This is a genomic window from uncultured Campylobacter sp. (assembly GCF_938017705.1).
Taxonomy (GTDB): Bacteria; Campylobacterota; Campylobacteria; order Campylobacterales; family Campylobacteraceae; genus Campylobacter_B.
This window is the reverse complement of sequence record NZ_CALIIS010000153.1, coordinates 1-10,301: the sequence shown is the minus strand read 5'-3', so window position 1 is coordinate 10,301 and position 10,301 is coordinate 1. Positions and strand designations below refer to the sequence as shown.

Annotated in this window: 12 protein-coding genes and 1 pseudogene; 1 reads left to right on the top strand and 12 read right to left on the bottom strand. The window is 47.2% G+C overall.

All coding sequences use genetic code 11. From position 1 onward, the window contains the following. On the top strand, positions 1-247 hold a 247-nt coding region (locus Q0605_RS07690; protein WP_298705765.1), incomplete at its 5' end, for a hypothetical protein. A 332-nt stretch (positions 248-579) separates the two neighbouring features. Here the strand turns inward: Q0605_RS07690 and tgt are convergent. The 12 genes and pseudogenes from tgt to Q0605_RS07630 form a co-directional block, all read right to left on the bottom strand. Next, complete coding sequence (gene tgt, locus Q0605_RS07685; protein WP_298705761.1) at positions 580-1,746, bottom strand: tRNA guanosine(34) transglycosylase Tgt; 1,167 nt, start codon at positions 1,744-1,746, stop codon at positions 580-582. A 429-nt stretch (positions 1,747-2,175) separates the two neighbouring features. Then, positions 2,176-2,379, bottom strand: coding sequence for a nuclease (locus tag Q0605_RS07680; RefSeq protein WP_298705758.1), 204 nt, complete (start codon positions 2,377-2,379; stop codon positions 2,176-2,178). 189 nt (positions 2,380-2,568) lie between these two features. After that, positions 2,569-2,913 carry a hypothetical protein gene (locus Q0605_RS07675; protein WP_298705755.1) on the bottom strand — a complete coding sequence of 115 codons (345 nt, stop codon included), beginning with the start codon at positions 2,911-2,913 and terminating at the stop codon, positions 2,569-2,571. Further along, positions 2,903-4,984 (bottom strand): heavy metal translocating P-type ATPase, encoded by a 2,082-nt coding sequence (locus tag Q0605_RS07670; protein WP_298705752.1) that lies wholly within the window; start codon positions 4,982-4,984, stop codon positions 2,903-2,905. The genes Q0605_RS07675 and Q0605_RS07670 overlap by 11 nt, the downstream gene beginning before the upstream one ends. Positions 4,985-4,987: 3 nt before the next feature. Continuing rightward, complete coding sequence (locus Q0605_RS07665) at positions 4,988-5,482, bottom strand: hypothetical protein (RefSeq protein WP_298705749.1); 495 nt, start codon at positions 5,480-5,482, stop codon at positions 4,988-4,990. After that, on the bottom strand, positions 5,475-5,777 hold the full coding sequence (locus Q0605_RS07660) for a Cys/Met metabolism pyridoxal-phosphate-dependent enzyme (RefSeq protein WP_177386687.1): 303 nt from the start codon (positions 5,775-5,777) through the stop codon (positions 5,475-5,477). The genes Q0605_RS07665 and Q0605_RS07660 overlap by 8 nt, the downstream gene beginning before the upstream one ends. An 8-nt stretch (positions 5,778-5,785) precedes the next feature. Continuing rightward, complete coding sequence (locus tag Q0605_RS07655; RefSeq protein WP_298705746.1) at positions 5,786-6,277, bottom strand: hypothetical protein; 492 nt, start codon at positions 6,275-6,277, stop codon at positions 5,786-5,788. A gap of 95 nt (positions 6,278-6,372) precedes the next feature. Then, positions 6,373-6,984, bottom strand: a complete 612-nt coding sequence (locus Q0605_RS07650; protein WP_298705743.1) for a hypothetical protein — start codon at positions 6,982-6,984, stop codon at positions 6,373-6,375. Continuing rightward, entirely contained in the window at positions 6,981-7,298 is a 318-nt protein-coding gene (locus Q0605_RS07645) for an HMA2 domain-containing protein (protein ID WP_040304047.1), read from the bottom strand. The genes Q0605_RS07650 and Q0605_RS07645 overlap by 4 nt, the downstream gene beginning before the upstream one ends. A gap of 65 nt (positions 7,299-7,363) precedes the next feature. Further along, the gene (gene mog / locus Q0605_RS07640; protein WP_298705739.1) at positions 7,364-7,891 is read right to left on the bottom strand and encodes a molybdopterin adenylyltransferase; all 528 of its coding nucleotides are present in this window, start codon (positions 7,889-7,891) and stop codon (positions 7,364-7,366) included. Between the two features lie 36 nt (positions 7,892-7,927). Next, a complete protein-coding gene (locus tag Q0605_RS07635; RefSeq protein WP_298705737.1) occupies positions 7,928-9,712 on the bottom strand; it encodes an AAA family ATPase in 1,785 nt (594 codons plus the stop codon). After that, positions 9,681-10,301, bottom strand: a pseudogene (locus tag Q0605_RS07630) (tRNA (N(6)-L-threonylcarbamoyladenosine(37)-C(2))-methylthiotransferase MtaB); the annotation flags it as partial. The gene Q0605_RS07635 and the pseudogene Q0605_RS07630, both read right to left, overlap by 32 nt.

Sequence of the window (10,301 nt, the reverse complement as noted above, 5' to 3'; positions counted from 1 at the left end):
TTTGTATCTCATCTTCACGACCAAGGGCTCCTTACCATTTCTCATCGCGCTTGCCGTGGAGCTCTGCGCTATCGTTGTGATCGGCGTTATGGACGCGTTTGCCGGGCTTCCGGCGCAGATAGCGCAAAGCACCGGTATAGATTTTAACACCATGGCGTGGAAACATATCGTTATTTTCGCAATCTCCGCGCCGTTTTATATATTTTCGTTCATCTGTTTACGCCGCATAAAAAAGGCTAAAATTTAAGCTGCCGCGTAACGAAATTTAGTCCTTTAAATTTAGATTTCTATTCCGCTAGCAGATCTGCGGAATCAAAATTTGGCTCAATAAATTTTAATCGTGAGCGCCAAAATTTTACTCTTTTGCATTCGCATTAAAAAGCCGAACCGGCTCAGCCTACTCCACTAAAATTTTAAATTTCGCGCTATAAGCTCCTAGCTCCGCAGCTCTTAAAATTTCACTGCCCAAATTTTGTCGCGTTTAAATTTAGCCGTCCGCGCGCCGTATTAAAATTCTACCTCGCCGCCGCAGCTAAATTTAACTATCGCGCTAAATTCCACGCCCTCGCCTGCTGAAATTTAATCTCGCACCCCGCTTCGTGCAGCGTAGAATTCCCGCCTAAACTCCGCAAACCGCCCGTGCATGATCGCCTCTCTCATATCCGCGGCAAGGCGCAGGTAATAGTGCAGATTGTGAATGCTTGCAAGGCGGTAAAAGCTAAGCTCGCGCGCTCGAAATAGATGATTTAGGTAGCCGCGGCTGAAGCGCTTGCACGTGTAGCAGTCGCAGTGCGGATCGATCGGATCGTGATCGCTGATAAAACCCGCGTTTTTGATGCTGATCTTGCCGAAGCTCGTAAATAGCGTGCCGTTGCGCGCATTTCGTGTAGGCATCACGCAGTCGAACATATCCACGCCGCGAGCGACGTTTTCGACGAGATCCTCGGGCGTGCCGACCCCCATCAAATAGCGCGGTCGCGCCGCATCGACGTATGGCATCATGGCTTCTACCGTGTCGTACATCAGCTCGTTTTTCTCGCCCACGCTGAGTCCTCCGATCGCAAGCCCGTCGAAGCTCATCTCGCACAGCGCTTCGGTGCAAAATTTACGCGCCTGCGGGTCGGTGCCGCCCTGGATGATACCGAAGATATTTTGATGCGCGTGCAGACCGCGAGATTTCATGGCCTTGTGATAATCTATCGCCTCACGAGCCCATTTTATCGTGCGCGCGACGCTTAGATCGATCCGTTTTTTAAGCCGCGATCTATCATCGAAGCTCAATGCGCCAAGCTCGCGCGGCAGCTCCACCAAATCGTCTAAAATCATCATAATATCGGAGTTTAGCTCATACTGGGTATCCAGCACCGAGCGCGGCGTGAAATAATGCATGCTGCCGTCGATGTGGCTTTTAAATTTTATGCCGCCCTCGTCGTTTTTGGTATTTGCGCGCAGACTGAAGGCCTGAAAGCCGCCGCTGTCAGTCAGAAAGCTGCGAGGAAATTTCGTAAATCCGTGCAACCCGCCGAACTCCGCCACCACCCGCGAGCCCGGGCGCAGATACATGTGATAGGTGTTGGCAAGGATGATCTGCGCACCCAGGAGCCGCTCTACGTCCGTCGCATCGAGTGCCTTGACTGCGCCCACGGTGCCGACCGGCATAAAAACGGGGGTGCGGATCGTGCTATGCGCCGTACGGATCGTGCAGGCGCGCGCCGCGCCGTCCGCGGCGTCTATCGTAAAATCCATCTTGATCCTTTAAATTTAGCTTCTTGCGCGTACTTGGCGCAAAATTTTAAAAAGCGATTGTAGCGAAATTTAAATTTGCGGCAGGTAAAGGCGGGTAAATTTAAAGGATTTATGAGGCGTTTGCAGATTAAAATTTCGGTAGCTAGCGACCGACACAGCCGCTAAATGTAAAATTTACCGGCTCTTTTATAATTAAAATTTAATCGAACGTTGCGAATTTAGCGAGCGCGGCGGCATTAGATCACGGCGCGCTTTATATTATAAATTTAAAGATGCGCCGAGATAAAATTTCGCACTTATGAAGCAAATTTTATAGCTATAACGCTACCATTAAATTTCCCCGCACCGCATGAGTCGGCAGCGCCCTTTAAATTTGAAACTTCGCTCTTTTCATCGCGCGCACTAGAAAATCCGCTAAATTTATGACCGTTATGACCGCAAAGCTGTTTTTCGCACGGCAGGCATGCCGTCGCCGTCGGTGTGCTGAGTACCGCCTTCCTGCGCCCTGCCACACTCTCGCAAATACCGCATCGCCTCTTCGCAGCTGCTAAACTGTGAGCAATAAGTCTTGGCGTTGCAATCAAGCCCCAAAGCAAGACTAGCCAATACCGAAAACAATAAAACTAATTTCATTGTCTTTCCTTAAAATTTTGATGGAATTGTATGGATAAATAGATAAATAATTAATAAAATAGTAAATTTAGCCGCAAACGGCGTAAATTTCACCGCTTACGACGTTTTATTCGGCGGCTGCGTCTAAAGAAATTTAGCGGCTTTAGAGTTTTATCTTTGCACTTTCAAAAGCCGCGACGCACTATGCCGCTAGGCGCTTTTGCGTGCGCGAGGCTTTCTTTTTGCCGGCGCGCTTTTTGCGGACACGCTTTTGCCGTCCGGCAGATTTTCCAAAGCTAAATTTGCTACGGATCTCTTTCTGCCCCTGCTCTTTGCTTTTCTATTTTGCAAAAACTCGCTGTACGGCGAGCCGTAAAGGCTAGCGTGCCAGATCGCGCTTGCCAGCATCACTGCACCCGAAACTTTATGCAGCTGCGACATGCGCGAGTTCATATTCAGCGCGGTTAGAGCCGTGATACCCATACTCACTCCCAGCGTCACTTTAGCCGCTTTGCGCTGAAAATTTAGATCCAAAATTTTATCTTCAATGCTCAAATTTTACCCCTTTGATAGAATTCAGTAGTAGTCCTATCGTCGTGCCATTATGCAGCAGCGCCGTAGCTACGGGACTTAGCGTGCCGAAGGTCGCCAAAAATAAAATGATCGAATTTATCCCCACGGTGGCGTTGAAATTTCGATTTACGAGCCGCAGCGTGTCGTTAGCTAGTGCCTTTACCTGCGCGACGCCCTCGATATCGTTTTTTAAAAGCCCGATCTGCGCGGAAGCCTTGGCGATCTCGGCGCCGTTTAGCATGCTGATGCCGATATCCGCCTTCATCAGGCTCGGCGCATCGTTTATGCCGTCGCCCACGAAGACCACCTTCCGCCCCTCGGCTTTTAATTGCTCTAAAATTTCAGTCTTTTGCGTAGGCAGCAGCTCGCCATAATAGCGATCTACGCCGAGCTTTTTGGCTACGGCACGGGCTTTTGATTTTACGTCGCCGCTTAGCATGACGATCTGCTCTGCACCCAGCTCGCGGAGTCTAGCGATGACGGCGCGAGCGTTTGCGCGCACCTCGTCTCTAAGCCCTATGAGCCCCAAAAGTCTGCCGTCAAATGCGATGTAAAGCAGCGCGAGCCCCTTTTGCATTGCAAGATCGATGGTCTGCTCATGCGCCGCAAACGAGATCATCTCATCATCCTCCAGGAAGTGGCGCGAGCCGATGATGAGCTTTTTGCCCTCGATGCTTGTTTTGACGCCGTGAGCGACGACGAATTCCACCTCGTCGTGGTGTTTGTGGATAAAGCCGTGTTTTTTAGCCGCATCCACGATTGCCTCGGCTACGGGGTGAAAGTAATGCTCCTCGGCGCTCGCGGTTAAATTTAAAATATCGTTTTTGCTGAAGCGCTCGTCAAACGATATGATCTCGGCGACCTCCAGGTTGCCGTACGTAAGCGTGCCCGTCTTATCGAATACGAAGGTGTCGGCGCTCGCAAGCGACTCAAGAGCCTTGGCGCCTTTGATCAAAATCCCGTTCTTACCCGCCTTTGAAATGCTTGACTTAAAAGCAACCGGCGTAGGCAGCTTAAGCGCGCACGAGTAGTCCGCCTGCAGCACTGAAGCTACGGTCATGAAATTTCGATTTATCAGATAGGATACGCCCGCGAGCCCGAAGGTCACCGGCACGAGCTTGTCAGCTAGGTGGGTCGTATGCATACCGATGCTGGAGCGCTCGTTAAGAGATGCCGTGATGTAGTGCTTTATGCGCTGCGTGGAGGTGTTTTCACCGACGTTTTCCGCCCAGATACGGATCCTGCCCTCCTCCACGATAGTGCCGCTTAACACGCTATCGCCGCGAGATTTTTTCACCGCGACCGATTCGCCCGTCATATTGGCTTGATTTATCATCGCTTCGCCGCTTACGACGTGTCCGTCCACGGCTATGACGTCGCCTGCGCCCACGACCACGATGTCGCCTACCTTTAGCTTAGAAGTTGCGATTTTGACTTCGGTCTTTTTGCCGTTTTGATCTATCTCGACCCACGCCTCGGCGATGTCCGGGCGGGCGAGCTCGCGGATCAGATCGTCGCTTTTATAAACGGTGCTTTCTTCCATGTATTCGCCAAGAGCAAGCATAGTGTTGGTGCTATTTGCAGCAAATACATCGCCGCGCGCGAGCGAAATCCCAACAGCAGCAGCCTCTAAGCCCTTTGAAGTAAGCCCGTGACGAAAGCTTTCTTTAATCCCCACTTTTAAGATAGGCACGCACGCTACGATGCTAAATGCGCGCGCTAAAGGCGAAGTGCGAAAGATTAAATTTCCGCCCAACGCAAGAAGCGCTAAGATAAATTCGTTTTTGCTCGGTAAATTTTTATGGCTAGCGGGGATAATTGATTTTAACTCGCTTAAATTTAAAGCCGCAAGCTGCTTTAGAATTCCTGCCTTATTCGCACCAGCGTCAAGCCTAAGGATCAAAGAGCCGATTTTAGCGTTAAATCTAGCTTCCGTTACGCCTTCAAGCCTCGCAGCTGCTTTTTGTAGTGCGCTCGTATCAAGCCCTTTAAAGCCCGCGACCTTTATGCGTAGTCTAGTTTTAGTCTCATGTAAAATTTTAAAATTTTGCATCTACTACTCTTGCATCTCTGCCTTGGCGTCTTCGAATCGCTCCTTCATCTCTTCAACGCCCATCTGAAACATCTCGGTGCCCTTTGCGATGAGCTTAAAAAGCTTCTTTTGCGCGTTTTCGTCGGTGAGAAAATAGGTCGCTACAGCACCTAAGACGATGCCTGTGATAAATGAGTTGCTACCAAATAAGCCGTTCGCGTTTTGCCTGCCACCCAAGGAATTAAAAATTCCACCGAAAGCGGAATTCTGCGAGCTTTGAGTAGAATTTACGTCGCTTGAGCTTTGAGCGGCGGAATCTTTACTATCCGAGTTATTGCTGGAAGCAGAGCTATTAAAAGGTGCAGAATTTACCCGCTCGTTTATCCATTTAGCCCAACCGCCGAGCTTTTCGTCACCGGCAAAGCTACCCGCAGAGCCGCCAGCATATTTGTTGTCACCAAAATCGTAATCGTCTAGAATTTCTTTCAAATCTTTTTTTGTGATATAGGGATTACTCATTGCCTACCTTAAGAATAAAATTTCTACCCGCAATGAGCGCACCTACGCATACTGCGACGCCTGCCGCTGCGCGTAGATACTCGCCTTGTACGAGCTTATTTGCGCTGTAAATCGCGCCGCCGCCGATGATACCGCCGCTTAACGCTATATCTAGCGCATCGCGAATCGCTTTAGATTTGCTCTTGCCTTCTTTGGCTTTAACGAGCTCTACGGCGCAACCGCCGATCGCCCCCGCTATAGCGCCGCTTAAAACGTGATCCAGCGGCGAACGCTGTGTCGTAAGTGATCTATTCATTTAGGCCTCTATTTTTCTGATTTATCGTCTGCGGACGTAAATTTAGCCGAAGAATTATCATCCATTTTTACGATCTGCGGGATATTAAGCGGAGTAGTAGATGCTGCGGATGTCTCACCTACCGGTGTTGCGCCAGTCTTAGCGCTCGCGGTGGATTTTTTAGTTCTTTTAAATCCAGGTTTTGGTCCCGGTTTTTTTCTAGTTTTTTTTGCAGTGCTAGTTTCAGTGCTGGCGCTACTTGTCGCAGCTTTTTTGCTACCAGACTTTCTTTTATTTTTTACCGCCTCGGCGACATCGTCTAAGCCCTCTTTGGCTTCCGCAAAAATTTCTTTTGATTTTTTGCTTAATTTTTCCGCTCCGCCTTTGACGCTATTTTTCAGCTCCTCGACGCTTTTACTGCTCACGATTTTATTCGCACCTTCTTTGATTTTATCTCGATTGTTATAAGCGTAAACCGCCGCGCAACCAAGCGCAAAACCTGCTAGAAATGGGATCGGCATTTCATTCTCCTTGTGTTAAGATTATAAAGTCATTTTATCAACTTTACATAGATTTTGATATTATAGCGACTTTTTTAGATTTTTGCAATCCTAATTTAATTTTTCTGCAAAATTCCTTTAACTAAATTGGAAAATGCGCTATTTAAGATATTTTGCAAATCGTATTTTTGAAATATCCGCTCTAATCCCTGCGGATTTTTTAAAATTTCATTTAATAAATCAGCGAAATTCAAAGAATTTAAATCAGCTTCGTATTTATAATTTAATTCCTTTAAAATCGGCAAAATTTCATTATACGAAACCGCCTGCGCCTTATACAGCAGCTCTTTAAATTGCGCGTTCTTGCACGAATTAATTAGATCGTCATAAAACATCATAGAGCTTTTTTCTATCAAAAGTGCCGAAGCCAAAAACTCATTCATACCTTTTGCAACCAGTGCCTCACTGCTATTTTCAGGAGGCGTAGCACCAAGCCCACAAGAATTTGCAAAATCTAGCACCCGCTCAAGTAATTCGGCTCGTAAAGATAGAATTTCTCCTAACTTTTTATCTTGAAATTTAACTGCACCCAGCGAATAAAACTGCAAAATTTGCGCCTCTTTTTCAAGCAAAAGAGCGATATCTGCAATTTGTGCCTCATTTAAATTCCGAGATTTATTAAAAATTTTGCGCGATTTTTTAGTACTACGTAATGCTTCTTCGCTCAAGAAATCGCCTCTATATTGGAATTTACAAGCGCTACTAGCTCAGGCGAACTGATGCCGCTTAAAAACTGCTCCCAAAGGTGCATCGGAAAAATATTTTCGTCGTAATGAATCGTCAGCGAGCCGATTAGAGAGTTAAATTTATACTCTTTTATCCCGCGAATTGCAGCTATTTTAGCTTTCAGACTCTCCTCGCTCACGCTATCTCGCAACTCCCTAATTTTGGGACTTACGCGGATACGGATACGACCTTTGCTGTGGCTGATTTTGCTAAAATATTTATGAAATTCCAAAATATCGTTGTGATTTATTTTCATATTTTTCCTTAAATTTGCACCTAAATAATATCATAAATCATTTAATTCCTGCTAAATTTTGCGAATTATTTGCGTTTAGGGCGGAATATTTTTATCTTATTTTCATCCGCTGTTATGTAATTTCCTCCCATTAGATCAATGCAATACGGCACGGCAGGAAATACCGGCAGAAGGCACTCTTTAATCGCTTTTGGATTACCCGGTAAGTTTATAATCAGAGATTTTTTGCGGATCGACGCTATCTGACGCGATAAAATTGCCGTAGGCACGATCTTTTGGCTTTCTGCACGCATCAGCTCACCAAAGCCCGGCATTAATTTTTCACTTACTGCTTCGGTCGCTTCAGGCGTTACATCGCGTGGAGCAGGACCCGTACCGCCCGTAGTTAGCACCAAATCACAACCCGCTTCATCGCAAAGATAAATCAGCTTATCTTTGATCAGCTCTAGCTCATCGGGGACAATTTCATAAAAATACTCTTTCTCGCAAGTTAGCCAATCATCCATCACGGCAATTATCTCTTTGCCTCCTAAATCCTCGTAAACGCCACCGCTGGCGCGATCACTTATCGTTAAAACACCTATTTTTACCATTTTCCTCTCCTTTATTAGAATTTTAAATTTTAAAATTTAATCGAAATTTAGTGTGCCATCTTGCGGCTTTTCTTCAGAGCTTTCGCTATCTTTTTCCAGCTTTTGCAAATCTTGCTCTTGCGCGGAGACGCCCTCTTGCTCCACACCATCAGATTCGCAGATCTTTTGAACATCCTCGAAAGTGATGAACTCATAGACGAAAATTTGCTTTGAAATTTGATTTAGCTTATCCTGCATCGTGCGGATTATCTCGCTTACCTCGTCGTAGCAATCTTGTAAAATTTTATTCACGCTCTGCGCGCTAGGAGTGAAACTATCGCCCATCGCGAGCTCAAAAACCATCTTTTGCGCCAGCGCGATAGCCTGCTTTACGTCGCTAGCGGAATTTGAAAAAGCGTCGTTTTTATGGATCTGTAGCGCTGCCATGCCGCTTAAAAGCACTTTGATTTGATTTAAAATTTGCGTTTTGGATTCGATCTCGAAATCCTCGTTTAAAAATTTATCGTTTAAAAGCTCAATTTTTTCGAAATCAAACGAATACCAATACGCGCTAAGCGCCTTTGCGCCCTGATAGAACGCCTGGATCTCTTTTTCGTATTCGGTGAGAATTCTACTTTTTTGCACGCCGTAAAAGACCCTCATCCGCACATTTTCAAAATCGCTAAGCTCTATCGTATCGCCGCCGCGCTTAAGAGCGTTGATAGCGGCTTCATTTACCAGCGTCGCTACCCCTGCGCCGCTAAAGCCCACGCAGAGGCGGCTTACTTTGTTGATATTCGCGCTGCATCTTTTGCCCTCGAGGTAAATTTTTAAAATTTCGATGCGGTCTTTGTAGTTCGGAAGCCCGATAAAAACGCGCCTATCAAAGCGCCCCGAGCGCAGCAGCGCATCGTCGATCATATTTATTTTGTTGGTCGCGCCGATTACCATCACGCCGCTATTTTCCTCAAATCCGTCCATCTCGGTCAGCAGCTGATTTAGCGTCGCTTCCCGCTCGTCGTTGCGCCCTATACCGCGCTTGCCGCCGACCGCGTCGATCTCGTCGATAAAAATAATCGCAGGCGCACAGGATTTGGCTTTCGCAAATAGCTCGCGAACCCGCCTGGCACCGACGCCCACAAATACCTCGGCGAAACTTGCGCCGCTTTGGTAAAAAAACGGCACGTCCGCCTCGCCCGCTACGGCTTTTGCGATAAGGGTCTTGCCGACGCCGGGCTCGCCGATCATTAAAATTCCTTTCGGCAGCTTTATGCCGAAATTTCGGTATTTTGCGGGATTTTTTAAAAAATCCACGATCTCTATGAGTTCGTCCTTTACCTCGCTGATGCCCGCGACGTCGCTAAATCTCACGTCGCTAACGCTTGGCGAAAGATCGCCGAGCTCCGCATTTGCGCCGCCTTGACGCGCAGCGCCTACGCCGTCCAGCCTGCGGCGACGCGCCAAAACGGTTTCAAAATAATACACGAAGAGAAAAAATGCGAACGTAAAAATTACTAAAATCGCGCTGATACCGCCGCTTCCGCTATCCTCTTCCTTTGTAATCAAAGCGTGGTTGGAGAGCTCTTTTAAATTAACGATATCGGTTAAAATTTTATAGCGTTTGCCGTCGTAAATGAAGCTTAGCGTGCCGTCCTCGATATGCGCGCGCTTGATCTGATCTTTTCGTACCAGCTCGCTAAATTCGCGCTCGGTGATGTATCGCGAATCGTCTTTAAAATAAACGATCGAGAGCAAAACGATAAGCAGCACTAAAAAAATCAGAATTATATTTAGCTTGCTTTTTTTGATTTTATGCAAAATTTCCATCAAATTTAACCTCATAATCTCTTATCTCCATCCATTTTTTCGACAAATCCTCATCGCTTTTGATCCAAATTTTATCATAAAATTGATCATATCCTTCATAAAACTCTCCATTTTTCCGCTCGATCAGCACATTTAGCGGCACCTTGTGCGAAAGACGAAATTTATAATTATTCAGCGCCGTTATGTTCTGCAACATCTTTAGCCGCGCCTTCGCCGTTTTGCCGTCTATGCGGCCTTTTAGCGACGCCGAAGCGGTCCCTTGCCGCGGCGAAAAGATGAAAGCGTGCAGATGCGTGAGCGGAAATTTTTTGAAATTTTCTACCGCTTCGAGCCAAAGCTCTTCGCTCTCGCCCGGATGCGCGACGATAAAGTCCGTCCCCAGCGCAAACCCTCGCTCCGCAAGCTCGCAAAAAAGCTCCAAATCCCTTAGCGCAGAATTTCGGCGACGCATTATGCTAAGCATCTTTTGCGAAGTGTGCTGAAGCGCGATGTGCAGATGCCGCTCCAGCCACGGCTCGGATAAAATTTCGCGAAAGCTCGCATCTATCTGCGAGGGCTCGATGCTGCCTAAGCGGATACGGCGAATTCCGCGGATTGCGCCCAG

Excerpts from the sequence above, each read along its gene's own strand:
- tgt (WP_298705761.1), bottom strand. The coding sequence starts at position 1,746 with ATGGATTTTACGATAGACGCCGCGGACGGCGCGGCGCGCGCCTGCACG.
- Q0605_RS07680 (WP_298705758.1), bottom strand. The coding sequence starts at position 2,379 with ATGAAATTAGTTTTATTGTTTTCGGTATTGGCTAGTCTTGCTTTGGGG.
- Q0605_RS07670 (WP_298705752.1), bottom strand. The coding sequence starts at position 4,984 with ATGCAAAATTTTAAAATTTTACATGAGACTAAAACTAGACTACGCATA.
- Q0605_RS07665 (WP_298705749.1), bottom strand. The coding sequence starts at position 5,482 with ATGAGTAATCCCTATATCACAAAAAAAGATTTGAAAGAAATTCTAGAC.
- Q0605_RS07660 (WP_177386687.1), bottom strand. The coding sequence starts at position 5,777 with ATGAATAGATCACTTACGACACAGCGTTCGCCGCTGGATCACGTTTTA.
- Q0605_RS07655 (WP_298705746.1), bottom strand. The coding sequence starts at position 6,277 with ATGCCGATCCCATTTCTAGCAGGTTTTGCGCTTGGTTGCGCGGCGGTT.
- Q0605_RS07645 (WP_040304047.1), bottom strand. The coding sequence starts at position 7,298 with ATGAAAATAAATCACAACGATATTTTGGAATTTCATAAATATTTTAGC.
- mog (WP_298705739.1), bottom strand. The coding sequence starts at position 7,891 with ATGGTAAAAATAGGTGTTTTAACGATAAGTGATCGCGCCAGCGGTGGC.
- Q0605_RS07635 (WP_298705737.1), bottom strand. The coding sequence starts at position 9,712 with ATGAGGTTAAATTTGATGGAAATTTTGCATAAAATCAAAAAAAGCAAG.